Annotated in this window: 18 protein-coding genes; 4 read left to right on the top strand and 14 right to left on the bottom strand. The window is 71.7% G+C overall.

The genetic code is table 11. From position 1 onward, the window contains the following. Nucleotides 1-332: 332 nt before the first annotated feature. The 10 genes from ACLQ24_RS24800 to ACLQ24_RS24755 form a co-directional block, all read right to left on the bottom strand. Nucleotides 333-1,124 (bottom strand): class I SAM-dependent methyltransferase, encoded by a 792-nt coding sequence (locus ACLQ24_RS24800; RefSeq protein ID WP_425894109.1) that lies wholly within the window; start codon nucleotides 1,122-1,124, stop codon nucleotides 333-335. Next, a complete protein-coding gene (locus ACLQ24_RS24795; RefSeq protein ID WP_425894108.1) occupies nucleotides 1,121-1,897 on the bottom strand; it encodes a hypothetical protein in 777 nt (258 codons plus the stop codon). Before ACLQ24_RS24795 ends, ACLQ24_RS24800 begins: the two co-directional genes overlap by 4 nt. Nucleotides 1,898-2,070: 173 nt before the next feature. Further along, a complete protein-coding gene (locus ACLQ24_RS24790) occupies nucleotides 2,071-2,814 on the bottom strand; it encodes an ABC transporter ATP-binding protein (protein ID WP_425894107.1) in 744 nt (247 codons plus the stop codon). Further along, on the bottom strand, nucleotides 2,798-3,595 hold the full coding sequence (locus ACLQ24_RS24785; RefSeq protein ID WP_365062708.1) for an ABC transporter ATP-binding protein: 798 nt from the start codon (nucleotides 3,593-3,595) through the stop codon (nucleotides 2,798-2,800). Before ACLQ24_RS24785 ends, ACLQ24_RS24790 begins: the two co-directional genes overlap by 17 nt. Continuing rightward, on the bottom strand, nucleotides 3,592-4,659 hold the full coding sequence (locus ACLQ24_RS24780; RefSeq protein ID WP_365062706.1) for a branched-chain amino acid ABC transporter permease: 1,068 nt from the start codon (nucleotides 4,657-4,659) through the stop codon (nucleotides 3,592-3,594). Before ACLQ24_RS24780 ends, ACLQ24_RS24785 begins: the two co-directional genes overlap by 4 nt. Further along, a complete protein-coding gene (locus ACLQ24_RS24775) occupies nucleotides 4,656-5,519 on the bottom strand; it encodes an ABC transporter permease subunit (RefSeq protein ID WP_425894106.1) in 864 nt (287 codons plus the stop codon). Before ACLQ24_RS24775 ends, ACLQ24_RS24780 begins: the two co-directional genes overlap by 4 nt. Nucleotides 5,520-5,555: 36 nt before the next feature. Then, entirely contained in the window at nucleotides 5,556-6,770 is a 1,215-nt protein-coding gene (locus ACLQ24_RS24770; protein ID WP_365062702.1) for an ABC transporter substrate-binding protein, read from the bottom strand. Between the two features lie 46 nt (nucleotides 6,771-6,816). Further along, nucleotides 6,817-7,416 (bottom strand): GTP-binding protein, encoded by a 600-nt coding sequence (locus tag ACLQ24_RS24765; protein WP_365062700.1) that lies wholly within the window; start codon nucleotides 7,414-7,416, stop codon nucleotides 6,817-6,819. Further along, complete coding sequence (locus ACLQ24_RS24760) at nucleotides 7,413-7,823, bottom strand: roadblock/LC7 domain-containing protein (protein WP_365062698.1); 411 nt, start codon at nucleotides 7,821-7,823, stop codon at nucleotides 7,413-7,415. Before ACLQ24_RS24760 ends, ACLQ24_RS24765 begins: the two co-directional genes overlap by 4 nt. Continuing rightward, the gene (locus ACLQ24_RS24755) at nucleotides 7,820-10,162 is read right to left on the bottom strand and encodes a nitrate- and nitrite sensing domain-containing protein (protein WP_425894105.1); all 2,343 of its coding nucleotides are present in this window, start codon (nucleotides 10,160-10,162) and stop codon (nucleotides 7,820-7,822) included. The genes ACLQ24_RS24760 and ACLQ24_RS24755 overlap by 4 nt, the downstream gene beginning before the upstream one ends. Nucleotides 10,163-10,650: 488 nt before the next feature. Here ACLQ24_RS24755 and ACLQ24_RS24750 point away from each other — a divergent pair, with 488 nt between their 5' ends. Further along, nucleotides 10,651-11,262: a hypothetical protein gene (locus ACLQ24_RS24750; protein WP_365062694.1), complete on the top strand. Its 612-nt coding sequence runs from the start codon at nucleotides 10,651-10,653 to the stop codon at nucleotides 11,260-11,262. Here ACLQ24_RS24750 and ACLQ24_RS24745 read toward each other — a convergent pair. Beyond that, nucleotides 11,252-11,698: a hypothetical protein gene (locus ACLQ24_RS24745; RefSeq protein WP_365062692.1), complete on the bottom strand. Its 447-nt coding sequence runs from the start codon at nucleotides 11,696-11,698 to the stop codon at nucleotides 11,252-11,254. The two genes, ACLQ24_RS24750 and ACLQ24_RS24745, sit on opposite strands and share 11 nt — an antisense overlap. A 36-nt stretch (nucleotides 11,699-11,734) precedes the next feature. On the opposite strand from ACLQ24_RS24745, the gene ACLQ24_RS24740 reads away from it, so the two are divergent. The 3 genes from ACLQ24_RS24740 to ACLQ24_RS24730 are packed head-to-tail and all read left to right on the top strand — an operon-like array spanning nucleotide 11,735 to nucleotide 14,033. Then, nucleotides 11,735-12,322 carry an HD domain-containing protein gene (locus ACLQ24_RS24740; protein ID WP_365062690.1) on the top strand — a complete coding sequence of 196 codons (588 nt, stop codon included), beginning with the start codon at nucleotides 11,735-11,737 and terminating at the stop codon, nucleotides 12,320-12,322. Continuing rightward, a complete protein-coding gene (locus ACLQ24_RS24735; RefSeq protein ID WP_425894104.1) occupies nucleotides 12,319-13,290 on the top strand; it encodes a phosphotransferase in 972 nt (323 codons plus the stop codon). Before ACLQ24_RS24740 ends, ACLQ24_RS24735 begins: the two co-directional genes overlap by 4 nt. Continuing rightward, complete coding sequence (locus ACLQ24_RS24730; RefSeq protein WP_425894103.1) at nucleotides 13,287-14,033, top strand: radical SAM protein; 747 nt, start codon at nucleotides 13,287-13,289, stop codon at nucleotides 14,031-14,033. The genes ACLQ24_RS24735 and ACLQ24_RS24730 overlap by 4 nt, the downstream gene beginning before the upstream one ends. Here ACLQ24_RS24730 and ACLQ24_RS24725 read toward each other — a convergent pair. The 3 genes from ACLQ24_RS24725 to ACLQ24_RS24715 form a co-directional block, all read right to left on the bottom strand. Beyond that, on the bottom strand, nucleotides 13,969-14,229 hold the full coding sequence (locus ACLQ24_RS24725; RefSeq protein WP_425894102.1) for a hypothetical protein: 261 nt from the start codon (nucleotides 14,227-14,229) through the stop codon (nucleotides 13,969-13,971). The two genes, ACLQ24_RS24730 and ACLQ24_RS24725, sit on opposite strands and share 65 nt — an antisense overlap. Continuing rightward, complete coding sequence (istB, locus tag ACLQ24_RS24720) at nucleotides 14,229-14,990, bottom strand: IS21-like element helper ATPase IstB (protein WP_425894101.1); 762 nt, start codon at nucleotides 14,988-14,990, stop codon at nucleotides 14,229-14,231. The genes ACLQ24_RS24725 and istB overlap by 1 nt, the downstream gene beginning before the upstream one ends. Further along, nucleotides 14,987-15,826, bottom strand: an 840-nt coding sequence (locus ACLQ24_RS24715; RefSeq protein ID WP_425894100.1) for a Mu transposase domain-containing protein, incomplete at its 5' end; no start/stop codon positions are given. The genes istB and ACLQ24_RS24715, both read right to left, overlap by 4 nt.

The following is a 15,826-nucleotide window of genomic DNA, read 5'->3' as shown; positions in this document are numbered from 1 at the left end:
ATCCACGGCGTCAGTCGTCATGGTCATCAGGTGCGTCTTTCTTGATCAGGAGTTACACCGTTCTTTTTACAGTCCCGAGACCAGCGCCGGCAGGTATCCGAAGTGGGCCACCTTCGTCCCACAGGTGCTTCTTTCGCGGCTTTCGCCGGCCCGGTGCCCAAGGCCCGACCGCTGGCGCGAGGCCCCGGCTGACGGCGCTCACAACATGTTCTCGGGCTGGATGAAGAACCAACGTGCGGCTTCGCCTAATAGTCGGCAGCGAGGGTCACGCACACGGCCCGACAGCCTCCCGGCCGGGGGCGACCGGCTTCGGCCGCCCCCGCGTGCCAGTTTCAGCGGGGCTTGCGGGCAGTGGTGGAGGCGAACTGGTAGCCACGCACCAGCACCGCCGGGTCGGCCATCAGCTCGGCGAACCGGTCCAGCTCGTCGTGGGACAGGTCTTCGGCGAGGAGCCGGTCGCGTAGCTGGGTGGCGTTGTCGGCGTAAAGGCGGCAGCCGGCGCTGCCCCCGGCGCAGGTCTCGGCGACCCAGCGGGTGTGGACCTGCTCGAAGCCGTTGGCGAGCAGGACCGACGGAACCTTGTCTCCCCAGTGCAGGTCGACCCCGCGGCCGGCGAGGACGTCGAGGATGGTGTGCACGACGCGGGTGATGAGTTCGTTGTCGCTGTCGGCGGGGGCGTGCGCGGATACGGGCGCGTAGACGATCTCTCCGAGGACGAGGTGCCCGCCGGGGCGCAGCGCGTTGATCATCTGGTGGAGCAGCAGGTGCCGGTTCGGTAGGTGTTCCAGGACGCAGCGGGCGGTGGCGATGTCGATGGTGCCGGGTTCGACCGGCAGCGGCTGGGTGCGCAGGTCGCGCTGGTAGACGTCGAGCACCCCGGTGGGATTGAGCATGCTGGTGTCGATGTCGACAGCGATGACCTTTCCGGTGCGGCCGACGAGTTCGCACAGGTGCTGGGCGATGGAGCCGGCGCCGGCGCCAACGTCAAGGGCGGTGTGCCCGGGGTTGACTCCCAGGCGGGTCAGGTCGTCGAGAGTGACCGGGTCGAGCATCTCCTGCAGGGGGTGGAGCTGGTGGGGGCTGTTGCGGAACTGGTAGCGCTGCGTGGGTGCGGTGGCCGTCATGGAGTGACTCCTTGGGTCGTCGTAGTGAGGCAGGGCAGGGGCGTTGTCAGCAGCCAGTGCTGTTGCAGCCGCGGGTACAGCGGTAAGGACGGCGTGGCTGCCCGGGGACGGGCGGCGGGTTCCCACCAGCGGCGGGTGGCGTGGCTGTGGGCGAGGTAGACGAGGTAGGTCTGCGCTCGCCAGCCGAAGGGACTCAGGTGGGCGGATTCGTAGGCGAGGACTTCCCCGGTGTCTGGGTGCAGGACGAGCAGGGCGCGTCGGTCGCCGCTGGTAGCGGCGACCGCGATGCCTGGGCGGCCGGAACGGTCGACCACGCGCGGGTAGTAGGTGAGCGGGCTCAGGCCGGCCAGCAGATCGAGGGTGGCGGCGCGGCCGTCCCGGCGAGGGCTGTACCAGGTCGACAGGTACGCCAGGTTCGCCAGCACCTCAGTGGAGTCGGCTGGTGAGGGCTCATTGATACGCAGGTCTTCCCGCAGCACGTCGGTGCGGGTGAAGGGGTCGATCAGCCCGACGCTGTAGAGGTCGCCGGGTTGCCACCAGTCGTGGGTGACCGGAACGACGCCGGTGGGGTGCTGGGTGGCGAGTTGGCCGCCGGAGCGGTCGTCGCCGCGCCAGCGGACCACCTCCCGTACCGCCGCCCCGGAACGGGTGGGGTTGTTCCACTGCCGGTAGTGCACGAGGTCATACCGGCCCGCGGCGGTGTCGCACGCGCTGACCCGCAGGCGTGCCGCCAGCGCCAGCAACGGAGCACGTGCCGGCTGCGGGTACGCCACCTGAGTTCCCTGGTGACCGGTGCTTCGATGCGTCGCTGCAAGCATGGGCTGCGGCGCCGCTGAGGTGGGACAGTGCACGGAACTGGGCTGGGCGGGGATCGGTGCTGGCGTCGTCACGGCGGGTATGGCGGTGGCGGCGAGCACTACCAGGGCCGCCATGGTCGCGGTGGGGGTCACCGGTGTGCCTGCCCACGGTTGGGCACAGCGGGTGAGACCAGGGCGAGGTGGTCGCGCAGCGCCTGCTCGGCCTGTCCGTCGCTGGTGGCGATGGGTCCGGTGAGGCGTCCGTCGGCGAGGACTCGGACGGTGTCACTAAGGGTGGCGGCGGCGCGGGCATGCGGCACGGCGGCGAGGATGGTGACGCCGTGGCGGGGCAGGTCCCGCAGCGCGTGGGTGACGTGTGCGGCCACGGTGGGGGCGAGTCCTTCGGTGGGTTCGTCGCACAGCAGCAGCCGGGGCGCGGTGCGTAGGGCGCGGGCGATGGTGAGCATCTGCTGCTCCCCGCCGGAGAGCTCGTGGCCGCGGTGGCGCAGCCGGGCCGCGAGGGCCGGGAACATCTCCAGCAGTTCGTCCACGGTCCAGGTGCGGCTGTTCAGGCGGCGGGTGGGAGGCCGGGTGACGGTGAGGTGTTCGGCGACGGTCAGCGACGGCCACAGCCGGCGTCCCTGCGGGGCGAGGGCGACCCCGGCGCGGGCGGCGCGGACGGGCGTCCAGCCGGTCACGTCGCGGCCGTCGAGCAGGACCCACCCGGTGGCGGGTCGCAGGTGCCCGGCGAGGGTGTGCAGCAGGGTGGTCTTCCCGGCGCCGTTGGGTCCGACCACGGTGTGCACGGCGACGGCCGCCAGATCGACGGTGATGTGGTGCAGGACGGGGGTGTCGGGGCGGTAGCCAGCGGTGAGGTCACCGATGCGCAGCATCGTCACCCCCGGTGCCGAGGTAGAGGGCGGTGATGGCAGGGTCGGCGCGCACGGTGTCGGTGGGGCCGTCGGTGTGGCGGCGGCCGTGGTGCAGGACGGTGGTCCAGTCGGCGAGGGCGGCGACGACGTCCATGTGGTGCTCGACGAGCACGACCGCCATCCAGCCGGGCAGACGGCCGAGAATGTCGAGCAGGCGGGTGGTGTCGGTGTCGGTGAGGCCGGCGGCGGGCTCATCGAGTAGCAGCACGCGGGGTTGCCCGGCCAGGGCGACGGCCAGGTCGAGCATGCGGCGGTGCCCGTGCGACAGCGCGGCGGCCGGGTAGTCGGCGTACCCGAGCAGGCCGACGAGGTCGAGGGCTTCCAGAGGGGTGCGTTCGGGTTGGTGGCGGTGGTGCCAGCCGCCCATGCGCACGCAGTCCAGCACGGTCAGGTTCGGGTAGACGCGGGGGTGTTGGAAGCTACGGCCGATGCCGGCGCGGGCCCGCCAGGCCGGGCCACGCCGGGTGACGACTTGTCCGTTGTAGGTGAGGGTGCCGGCCTGCGCGCGGGTGGTGCCGGCCAGGATGTTCAGCAGGGTGGACTTGCCGGCACCGTTGGGGCCGATGACGGCGTGGCGGTCGCCGGGGGCGACGGTGAACGTGTCCAGGTCGAGGACGGTCAGCTGTCCGTAGGCGTGGCGCAGGCCGGTCGCGACGAGGCCGTTGCCGTGGGCGCGGTCGATGTCACCCGGCTCGCGCTGCGACGGCACGCCGTCGGGGTCGATGCGGTGGACGGTCCTCACGGGGTGCTCCTGGTGACGGGCTGGGCCGGGCCGTCGGGCATGTGAAGAGCGGGACGGCGCCGACCGTGACGAGGAAGGGGCAGGCTGGCCAGTCGCGCGGGAAGAGCGGTCAGGCCGCCGGGCAGCAGGTACACCGCGGTGACGAACAGGACGCCGAGGAGCAGGGGCGCGTGACCGGGCAGCCAGGCACCCACGACGTCGCGCACGGCGAGGACCGCGATTGTGGCGACGGCGGCGCCGGGCAACGAGGTGGCGCCGCCGATGACCACGGCGAGCAGCGCGAGGGCGGCGGTGGTGAAGCCAACATCGGCTGGAGTGATCCACCGGTGGGTGTGGATGAGCAGGGCCCCGCCTATGCCGGCGAGCGCGCCCGCGCCGGTGTGCGCCGTCCACAGGTAGGCGGTGACCTGGTGGCCGCTGGCGCTCGCGCGGGCCTCGTTGCCGCGCACGGCCGCCAGCAGCGTCCGCCGGTCGTCGCCGAGCAGTGCCCTGGCGGCGGCGGTCGCGGCGATCGCCACGAGCGTGGCGTAGAGCAGCACCGTGCGGTCGGCCAGCAGCGGCGGCAGGCCGGGCAGCAGGCGGGGGGCGGGGATCCCGGCGAGCCCGTCGGTGCCGCCGCTGACCGTGCGCCACTGGGCGGCGGTGATCGCGGTCAATTCCGCGACGGCGAGGCTGAGCATGAGGAACACCGTGGCGCGGTAGCGGACGAGCACCGCGCCGAGTACCCCGGCGGTCAGGGCTCCCGCTCCGGCCGCCGCCAGCAGGTGCAGCGGGGCGAGGTCGGTGCCGGCGAGGGCGAGCAGGGCGGTGGTGTAGGCGCCGGCCGCGTACGGGGCGACCTGGCCGAGGGTGGGCAGTCCCGCGTGGCCGGTGACCACCGCGACGCTGACCGCCAGCACCGCCAGCGGCAGCATCCGCGCGGCGGTGGCGTGCAGGTACGGATCCGGTGACATCGCCACCGCGCCCACCACGGCCGCTGCCAGGCCGAATGCCGACCACGGGTGCGCGCGTCGTGCCAGCGCGCGCACCACCGTCGCCGCCATGTCGTGTCGTGGACCGCTCACGCCGACGCCCCTGTGGGGAGGCTGGTCCGGCGGGCCAGCAGCACCACGGCCATGGCGCCGATAAGCAGGTACGGGGCGACTGCCGGGAACGACGTCACGCCGACGGTCTGCACGACGCCCACGGCGAGGGCGGCGGCGAGTGCGCCGGGCACGGAGCCGAGGCCACCGCAGACCACGATGATCAGCGACAGGAGCAGCGCGGTGTCGGCGGTGTGAGGGCCGACGCCGAGGATCGGAGTGGTCAACGCCCCGGCCAGGCCGGCGAGAGCCCCGGCAGCGACCAGGACTGCCGCGTCCACCAGACGGGGGTTCACCCCGATGCCGGCAACCATCGCCCGGTCGTCGACCGTGGCGCGGATCAGCCGTCCGGCGTGGGTGCGGTGCAGCACCACGTAGCCTCCCGCGACGACAGCGACAGCGACGCCCAGCACGGCGAGCCGGTCGACCGGATACCGGTGCCCGGCAACCCGGACGGTTGCCTCCAACACCTCAGGCAGGCGAGGTCGCAGAGTGTCGGAGCCGTAGGCGGTGGTGAGCAGGTCGGCACCGATGAGCGCGACACCGAAGGTGAGCAGCGCCTGGTCGAGGTGCCCCCGACCCCGCAGTGCGGCGGTCGCGGCGGCGAGCACCCCGCCGCCGGCGGCTCCCACACCGGCCGCCAGTGCGACCGCGGCGGCGAGGCTTGGCCAGGTCCCCGAGCTGGTGGCGGCGGCGACGTATCCGCCGGCGGCGATCAGGGTGCCGTGCGCGAGGTTGAGCACACCCCCGGCGCCGAACGCGACGGTCAACCCCGCGGCGGCAATGGCCAGGAGCAGCCCGTAGGCGACGCCGTCGACGGCGGGTATCAGGTAGGCGTCCACGTGCACCGCACCCCCTTCTCGTGGCGCTTGGTCCGGTCAGCTGGCGGGCAGGGTGGTGAGGTCCTGCACCAGGACGTTGGACAGCACCGGACCGTCGTTGCGGACCTCGCGCAGATACCAGCGCTGCACCGGGCGGTGCTCGGTGGGGTGGAACTGCCAGTCCCCGCGCGGGGAGACGACCCGCCCGACCTGCCCGATCGCGGCGTTGAGCTTCTCCCCGGTCACCTCGCCGTTCACGGCGGTCAGCGCCCGGTCGAGGACGGCGGCGGCGTCGTAGGAGGCCATCGCGAAGGTCGTCGGCTGGCCCGGGTGGCCGGCGGCGGACCAGGCGGCGACGAAGTCCTGGTTGGCCTGGTTGGCGAGGGTGGGGCTGTAGTTGAGGACGTTGCGGATGCCGGTGGCCGCCGGTCCTTGCGCGGTGAGCACGGATCCTTCGGTCAGGAAGCCGGCGGCGTAGAGCGGGACGTCGGCAAGGTCGGACTGGGCGTATTGCTTGACGAACGCCACCGCCGCGGCCCCGGCGTAGAAGGTGTAGACGGCCTTCGGTTTGGTCTCGGCGGCCTTGTTCAGGTACGGCAGGAAGTTCTCCGTCGCCGGGAACGGCGTGAACAGGGTCTTGCCGTCGGGGTTGGCGAGTTTCCCGCCGAGGCGGGTGAAGGTGTCGGTGAAGCCCCGCAGTTCGTCGTAGCCGCCCTGGTAGTCCGGGCCGATCGCGTACACCTGACCGTCGCCGACCTGCGCCTTGACGTACTCGGCGATGGCGATGCCCGGCTCGTCTGAGTTGTAGGAGGTGTGCCAGGTGTAGGCCAGGTCGCGCGGCTTGCCGCCGACGGGCGCGAACGCCGGCCGGGCGTTCGCGCCGAGCAGGGGGATCTTCCGCTGCGTGGTGAGGGTCTGCACCTTGTCGACCGTCGCGCCGCCGACCAGCCCGGTCAGGGCTACCACCTGGTCGCGTTCGAGGAGCTTCTGCGCGGCGGGGACGGCCGTGGCGGGGCCGTCGCCCTCGTCGGCCACGACCAGGTCGACCTTCCGGCCGCCGAGTTTGCCGTCGTGGGTGTCGAGGTAGAGGCGGAAGCCGCGCTGCATGTCCTCGCCGACGGTGGCGTAGGTACCCGACAGTGAGACCAGCAGCCCCACACGGACCGAGCCGGAGTCGGTGGGGGTGGTGCTGCACGCGGCGCCGGTCAGCAGGAGACCCACAGCGGTTAGGGCGGCGAGCCGACGTCGCAAGTGTGGTCGGGGATCAGACATCGAAGATGCTCCTTTGTCAGGGGTGAGGGGTGGGTTCTGCGGGTGCTCAGGGCTGCGCGACCGCCGAGCGGGGCGTGGTCTGGGTGATGACGTGCTCGATGAGGGCGATGAGCAGCCGGCGGACGCTGTCGCGGTCGCGGGCGTCGATGTCGACGATCGGCACGTCCGCGGCCAGGGCGAGGGCTTCACGGATGGCCGATGTGGGGTAGGAGCGGGCGCCGGGGAACTGGTTGACCGCGACGACGTAGGGCAGCCGGACGTGGTCGACGTAGTCGAGGTGCCGGAATGAGTCCTGCAGGCGGCGGGTGTCGACCAGGACCACGGAGCCGGCGGCGCCCCGGACGATGGCGTCCCACATGAACCAGAAGCGGTGCTGGCCCGGGGTGCCGTAGACGTAGACGGTGACGCCGTCGACGTCGAGGCGGCCGAAGTCCATCGCCACCGTGGTGGTGGTCTTGGCCGGCATGAGGGTCGTGTCGTCGTCGGCGTTGCCGGCGGACATGCGGGCCTCGGTGGTGACCGGTGCGATGTCGGAGACCGCGCCGACGAGGGTGGTCTTCCCGACGCCGAACGGCCCGGTGAGCACGATCTTCAGGCTCGGCGGCCCACCGGCGGGTCGGCGGACGGTGAGGGCGGGTGCGGTCATCGCCGGCCGGCCGCCGCAGTGGTGAGTGTGCCGGCGAAGGCGGGGGTGAGCTGGTCGCCGACCTGCTCGGCGAAACGGCCGAGTTCCTCGGTGACGAACGCGAGGTCGGCGTCGCGGCTGGCCAGGGTCAGCAGCGACGCGCCGGTGCTCACCGCCACCAGAATCAGGAACCCGTGCGCCAGCTCGGTCAGGTTGCCCCGCACCCCGCCCGCGGACAGGTCACGGGCGGCGCCGTTGAGCAGGCTGTTCATTCCGGCCGCCACCGCGGCGAGGCGCTCGGCGGCGTCCCGGTTGAGCCCGTCGGTCCAGGCCAGCAGCAGCCCGTCGGCCGACACGGCCACGGCCTGGCTGATCCCGGGCACGCGGGCGACGAGGTTGGTGTTCAGCAGGTAACTCAGATCGCTCATGACTGGCCCTTCGACTGGGGAAAGCGGCGGTCGAGGCCGCGCTGGTAGGCCCCCGCCGTACGGGCCAGGCCACCCATTGAGCGGACCGGCGCGTCGGCAGCGGGCAGGGGCGGGGGTGTGAACGCGGACATGGGCTGCCGCTTCGGCAGGCCGTTGGCCGTGGTGGCGTCCTGTCCGGGCAGCCCGCGCGCAGGGGTGGAGGGCATGTGCACCGTGGCTCCCTCGACGAACCACGCCGGAGCCGGCAGGTGTCGGGCCGTCTCGTCGTAGGCCGGCGTCGACTCCGACTCAGGCGCCCGGCGGGGCACCGGAATCACCGGCAGCGCCTGGGTAGGGCCGTCCGTCACGCTGAGGCTGGACGACCGGCGTCGGGCGGGCAGCGCGGCCGAGCCGCCGCGCCGGGCCGGTACCGCCGTGGGCGCGGGCAGGGTAAGGGTGGACGCGGGCGTGCCGCCGGGAGCACGCCGGCCGGCGATCGGGCCGGCCCGCAGCGCGGCCGGCTCAGGAATGCTGATCAGGAGCTTGTCGGCGGGGATCTCGACTTCCGCGACCGTGCCGTGCGGCTGTCCCGGCAGCAGCCGCACGCGCAACCCGTGCGCCGCGGCCAGCAGCGCGACGGTGGCCAGGCCTTGGCGCCGGATGTGCTCCACCTCGATCATCGGCGCGGGCTCGGCCAGCTCGGCGTTGAGCCGAGCCAGCAGGTCCGGCTTGATGCCGGGCCCGGCATCGGTGACCTGGATGATCGCCCGGTTGCCCAGAAGATGCCCGGTGACCACCGCGTCGCCGGGGCTGTAGCGAGTCGCGTTGTCCAGCAGCGACGCCAACAGGTGCACCAGGTCGTCGATCATCGGTGGCGGCACCAGCACCCGCTCGTCGATCACCCCGAGCCGCACCCGCCGGTACTCCTGGATCCGGCCCTGCGCCGCCTGCGCCACCGTCACCAGCTCCGCCGGCTGCGGGTGCACCGCTCCCAACGACCGTCCCGACAGCACCAACAGGCTCTGCGTGGCGTGCAGCAACTGTGCGGCGAGACTGTCCACCGCGAAGAACGTCGCCAGGGTCGCGGCGTCCTTCTCGTCTCGCTCGGCCATGTCCAACTCGCGCAGCAGCCGGTGCGTCATCCCCTGACACCGCCGCCCCACCGCCTCCACCGCACCGGCGGCCACCCGCCGCTGCCGTGCCAGATCCGTCGAGATTCGGTACGTGTTCAACGCCAGCGTGTCGAACGCGGCGGCCACCTCGTCCACCTCGTCCCGCGCCGATCCGGGTGCCAGCGCGGAAGGCGGCGGCGGAACCGACGCCGGGTCGGCAGGATCCGCCGCGTCAACGCGGCGGACCAGGTCCGGCAGGTCCCGCTCCGCGACCCGGGTCACCGCGTCACGGACCCGCCGCAGCCGCCGCGCCAACGCCCGACCCTGCCGCCACGCCAGCGCCGCGGCAGCCATGGTCAGCGCCACGGCGACCGCCGACAGCACACCCGTGGTCACCCACTGCTGTCGGCGTTGCCGCCCCACCTCGGCGGCGATATCCGCGTCGACGCGGGTCTGCACCTCGTGCAGACGGTCGCGCCGCTCATTACTGGCCGCAGCCCACCGGGACGTGTTCACTCGCAACCGCTGACCTACCTGAGTGCGAGCGACCTCGTCGTCGAGGCGCTGCGCCGCGAGGACCTGCGGGCCGGACAGCGCCTGGTCCAGCCACGACCGCCACCGCGTCGGCGACCGCTGCGACACCGCCAGCAATGCCTCGTCATGCCCGGCACGGGTCGCGGCCAGCTCCCGCTGCACCGCCTGCGACACCACGGCGCCGTTGTTCGCGACAACAGCTGCCTGTTGGATACCCGCGTACTGCCCGGCCTGCGACAACGCCGCCGCCACCCGCAACTGGTCAGCCACCGCACCGTCCGCACCGCCGACCTGACCCACGGTCTCCCGCACCGCCAGCCCCTGCGCGAGCACCGCCCGATACCGCACCAGCACCGCCGTCAGCGACGCCGACCGCGCCTTGACCTGCTCCCGAAACCCCGGAAGCAACCGCAGCTGCTCGTCGAACGGCCCGACCAGCCGACTGACCGAAGCCGAGGCATCGAGCTCGCTGCGGCGCTGCCGGTAGGCGTCCACCGCCCGGTCGGATGCCGCGACCTGCTCGAGATAACCGTTGAGGCCACCCGCCGAATCACCGACCAGCCCGCCGGCGACCTGCCGCTCCCGGTCGAGTTCGTGCAGCACCTCACCCACCGCGGCTGACACCGCCACCAGCGACTGCAGGCGGTCGGCACTGCGCGCCTGACGGCTCGTCGACGCCACACCCCACGAGGCGAAGACCAGAGTCGCCGCCAACGGGATCAGCAGTAGGAGCGCAAGCCTCCGAGCAACAGGCACAACAGTCCTTCCCACAATCCGGCGAATTGGCGCGGTCGTCCGCGCTGCGGTCTGCGATGGGCCGGGATACGGCACACGCGTCCACGGCGACGAGAGTGACTAAAGGCGAAGACCGTCGATGTCGGTAAGGCTCGCCGTCCACGTCTGACAATCCGCCGACAATCCGCCCTTTCCCGATGGCGGCTACCACGCCTGGCGCGGGCGGCGCGCATTGCCTACTGACGCCTTGCATCGCGGCTTGCGGCCATCGGGGCCGCCCAATGGTCTGGACGGTCAATGTCGGAGCTTTGTCAGAGGTCAAAGCAATGGGTTATCGACATCCGTGCACCCGGCCGTTAATGGGGGCATCACCGTGAGCGCAGCGGCGCGGACAGCGGTGACGGGCGATCCGGCCGCCGGCTGGTTTCGCCTGCCTGCGCCCAACGCTCCCGTAGGAGGGATGTGCCATGGCCCCACGAACCATGCCCGAACCCGCTGTGGTCGGTCGCCGAGCCGCCGAGATCCTCGACCTGATCAGGCAGCACCCGTCGTCCGAGCGGCTACGCAGCTCGTCGATGAAGTACTCCAGCTGCTGGGCGACCTTCACCGGGTACCCGGCGATCAGCCAGTGGTCCCTGGACCGGGACGCGGGCCCGTTGCTGACCGAGGCGATGCGGGTCCTGGCGCTCAAGGCCGCGGTGTTCGAGCTCTCCGGCGGCGACGAGGAAGCCGCGGAGCTGCTGGTGCCGGCGCCGGTCGACGAGATGATCCACGCCGTGCTGGCCCAGTTCACCCTGATGTCCCGGATGCAGCGCGACCTCGGGGTCACGTTCCCGCACGCCACGGAGTTGGAGGAGTTCACCTACACCCGCGGCTGCCTGACCGACGCGTACTACGCCGCCGCCGGCTGGGGGCCGCAGCCGCTGCGGTACTGGCTGGACTCCGTCGAGGTGACCCGCCGGCTGCACCAGCTCAACGCCCACTACCAGGCTGCGGGCCTGGGGCGCGACGGACGCAGCCACGACTTCGCCTTCGACCAGCCGGACCCGGCGACCGCGCCCGTCGTGGTCAGCGGTTAGCCAGCTCCACCGACAGCACCCGCCGCATGGCCGCCACCACCTGCTTCGAGTCGAATCTCTCGCCGGCGAGGCGCTCGGCGCGGGCGACGGCACCGAAGATCTGCTCCGACGGGGCGTCGCGCAGCACGGCGACGAGCCAGCCTTCCAGATCCACCAGGTCGGCAGGAAGCACCAGGGATGCAGGCGTCGGCGCCGGTCGTGAGGTCTGGTCGGGGACAGGCTCACCGCGTGAGGCGTATCGGCCCGGTGGCAGTCCGACCCGGTACGGGTGCACACACACCGCGACACCTTCGGCGGTGACCCGCCATCCGATAGCCGGGTTGTAGGCGAACTCGGGTCCGGGCCGGTCGACCACGTCGAACTGGCCCGGCCCGAGCTGCTGGGCGGGACACACGACGCACGTTTGCTCACACCACTGCGGTAGCGGCCCGGACATGGCGCCGATGCTACGGCAACCAGGAGGTATCAGGCCATGACCGTCTTATCCCCTCCCCGGCCCGCCACCGTCGACCGCGCCCTACGCGACGCCCAGCGATGGTGCACCGGACACGCCATCGACGACCGCCCCGCCTTGGCCCACGCGGTCCGGGTCGCCGTGACCATCGGCGAACATGTACTACACCCGGACCCGGATCTGATAGCTGCAGCGCTGCTGCACGACACCCCCGACTTCGCGCCCCGCACGCCGGACATCTACCAGGTCCTCGCCACCGCCTACGGCCCGCAGGTACCGCGGATCATCGCCGCCCTGCAGGCCGAGCACCGGGCCCTCGACATGCCGGACCCGCCCATCCGCGTTGACGACCTGCCGGTGCTGCTGGCCTCGACCGCCGACAAGATCGTCGCGCTGACATCGCTGCTGCGACGGGCGCATACCAGCGGCGACGTCACCGACTTCCTCCGCAGGCGCCCGGCGCTGCTCACGATGCTGCCGCACTTCCGGGCCTTTCAACAGGCAGCCCACCCCCGGGTGCCGGCGGGGATGTCGGCACGCCTCGACACCGCGCTGGCGCTGCTCGAGAGAGCCGCCACCGGCATCCAGACGGCGAGCAAACCATGATCGCCATAGATGCCGCGTTGGCGGACCAACTACGCCGTGACCTGCTCACTGCCGCCGGCCATCAACAGACCGGTGGGCAGGTCATCCAGGAGTGGGAACTGTCGACGGTGCAGCGGCTGTACCTGAGCGACGGCAGCAGTGTGATCTGCAAGCTCGCCACATCGCCGTTCACCGGCGAAGCCGCTGTGCTGCGGCACCTCAACGAACACGGTGCCGCCGTGCCCCACCTGCACGGCTACACGCTACGTCCGCAGGCGCTGGGCATGCTGATGGACGACCTCGGCGACCCCATCCGCCCAGCAACTATCGCCGAGGCCGCAGCCGTCGCCAGCGCAATCCACGCCGTCCCGCCCGTGCCCGCGCTGCCCGTGTTCGACCAGCGGACCCTGGCGCGCCTGCCCGAGCAGGCGCTCGCCGCACTCGACGAGCTGCACCGCCAGGGCCGCTTCGTCGACTCCGGCGCGGCCGAGGAACTGCTGCGGCGGCTGACAGCTGTGGCGGGCAGACGCGCCGACGGCGCCGAGCGAGAACCCTTTGGGCTGTGCCACGGCGAGTTCCACCGCAGCTCGCTGCACGTCAGCCGCACGGGATGCCGTCTCGTCGACTGGGCGAAAGCATTCACTGGACCCGGCCTGCTCGACCTCGCCACCTGGTTCGGCACCCGCAACGCCGCAGACCCCGCCCAACTTATCCGCCTGATCCGCACCTACGTCGAGGCTGGCGGCAGCACCGACGCTCACTCGGACCGCGGCGGTCTGCCGGCGGCTCAGTGGGCGCTGGGATGGCACCGCGTGTGGGCAGCCTGGTGGTTTCTGACCACGGCCGCCGCAGGCCACCACCAGCCCCACACAGATGGCTCTCACGCCCAGGTCGTGCACCGCCAACTGCACGCTGCCGCGCAACTGCTCGACGCCGCCCCATTTGGCGCGTCCGGAGTTCATCTCACTACCGCGGGAAGATCCTTATGAAGCGCCTCATCGTGGACACCCACGCCTCGTCCTGCTACTTCCGCACCTCCGTCGGCGGGGATGGACGCAAGGCGTTGGTGCAGATCACCGAACGGTGCAACCTGCACTGCGCCCACTGCTTCGTCTCCTCGACCGCAGTCGGGTCCGACCTGTCCCTGGGCGACTTCACCACCCGAGTGTTGCCCCGGCTGCTCGACGCCCGAGTCGAACGCCTCACGCTCACCGGGGGCGAGCCCTTCGTCCACCCCGACCTGATCGCCATGTGCCAGGCGGTGGCCGATCAGGGACTGCCGGTGGGCATCTGCACCAACGCGACGCTGACCCGCGATGCCGATATAGCCGCCTTGGCCGCCTTGGGCAACGTTCACGTCAACGTGTCCTTTGACGGGTTCCGGCCCGACAGCCACGGCAAGTTCCGCGGCGACCGGTCGTCGTTCGCCACCACCGTCGCCACCACCCGCAAGTTCGCCGAGGCCGGCCTCCTCAAGGGCCTACTGTCCACGCCCAACGCGCTGACCGTGCCGCAGGAGTTCGCTGACCTGTGCGCCTTCGCCGTCGACGTCGGCGCCGAGTACGTGCTGATGAACCCGCTGTCCTCCTTCGGACGAGGGGTGAAGAGCCGCAGTTGTCGGGGTACTCGTTGGAGTGCAGAGGTGAGTACGGCTGATCTTGCAGAGGTCAGGTGTCGTGGTGGGTGCCATGTTCGTCACGGTGGGTGGCGGCTTGCAGGCGTAGGCGGGTGAGGCCGAGCATGTCGATGAGCCATCCGGGTCCGCCGGTGATGCCGCGGGCGCGTAGGAGGGTGTCGACCTCGTGGTGGGTCGCCGGACCGCTGTGGGCGAGGAAGTCTTCGCAGATCTGGAGCAGGTGTGGCAGGAGATCGCCGTGGTTGTTGTCGTTGGTGGTCGCGGGGTCGTCCGGGGTGGCCGGGGTGGGCATCAGGCGACGTTCTCGATGGCGGTGAGGCGGTTCTTGAGTCGGTAGCTGGGGCCGTTGATGGGGACGACGTCGCAGTGGTGCAGGAGCCGGTCGAGGATGGCGGTGGCCAGGACCTCGTCGCCGAAGACTTGGCCCCATTCGCCGAAGCCCTTGTTCGAGGTCAGCAGGGTGGAGCCCTTCTCGTAGCGTTTCGAGATCACTTGGAAGACGAGGTTGGCCTCGGGGCGTTCGAGGGGTTGGTAGCCCACTTCGTCGATGACCAGGACGGTGGGGCGTAGGTAGGTCTGCAGCTTGCGGGCCAGCCGGCCGATCGCATCGGCGGCGGTGAGGTGGCGGACCATGTCGTCGAGGGTGGTGAAGTAGACGGTGAACCCGGCTCGGCAGGCGGCGACCGCGAGGGACACCGCGATGTGGGTCTTGCCAACGCCGGGTGGGCCGAGGAACGCGACGTTGGCTTTGGCCTGCACGAACGCAAGCGTCGCGAGGTCACGGACTTTGCGGGGGTCCAGGTCGGGTTGGAAGCTGAAGTCGTAGTCGTCGAGGGTCTTGTGGTGCGGCAGCTTCGACAGGCGCAGCCCGGCGCGGAAGCGGCGTTCGTCGCGGACGGCGAGTTCCTCTTGCAGGACGAGGTCGAGGAAATCCAGGTAGCCCATGGCCTGGGTGTCGGCCCGGCCGGTGAGTTCCTGCAGCGTCTTGGCCAGGTGAGGCAGGCCGAGTTTGGTGGCGCTGGCGTGGATGCGGTTGGTGACCAGCTCACTCACGTCGAGACGTCCTTCAGGTGTGGGCGGTGGGTGAACGGGCTGGCCGCAGCTATCTGCTCATAGACCGACAGCGGGCGGGCCTCGACGGCGATCTGGGCGGCGGCGGCCCGGTTGAGCAGGGCTTGCAGCGGTCCCTGCCCGCCGTTGTGGTGGGCCGATCGGCGTGCGGCCGGCTGCCCGCCGGCGGGGTCGCCGGTGGTGACGGCACGGGTGTGTCCGTCGGGCAGGCCGTCCCAGTGGCTTTCGTCGACGACGCGGGCGCCGCGGCCCACGGCCCGCTGGTGCGTGGCCAGCAGCGTGGTGCCGTCCAGGCCGGGGACGGTGGCGTGGATGGTGATGGTGGCGGCGGTCGCCCGGATCTCCACGAGTTGGCGGTGGCGGACACGGCGGGCCGGCACGGAGTAGAGGTTGCCGGCATAGGCGACCAGGCAGTCCTTGCCGACGTGCCGCAGATGCCGGTCGGCGACCACATACGCCCGGGCCGGGACCGGTCGCAGCGCGGCATGATCCCGGACCGCCCGCACGCCGATGATCTCGCCGTGGGTGCGATGCCGCACGGCCCGCCGCTGCGGAACCCAGGCCACGAACGTGGCATCGAGCTCGGCCAGCGACGAGAACGCCCGCCCGGCCAGGACATGATCACGGACGATGGTGACCTGCCGTTCGACCCGCCCCTTGCCAGTCGGCCGGTAGGCGGCCAGCACGTCGATGTCGAAGTCGTAGTGCCCGGCGAACGCGACCGCTTCCGGGTGCAGCGGCACCGCCTGGCCTGGGGCGACGTGCCGGCGGACCACGGTCTTGGTCCGGTCGTAGACGATCACCCCGGGAACCCCGCC

This window comes from Micromonospora sp. DT4, from assembly GCF_049841675.1.
Lineage (GTDB): Bacteria > Actinomycetota > Actinomycetes > Mycobacteriales > Micromonosporaceae > Micromonospora.
Note: the sequence above shows the minus strand (reverse complement) of the source record. Positions and strands in the feature narration are given on the sequence as shown.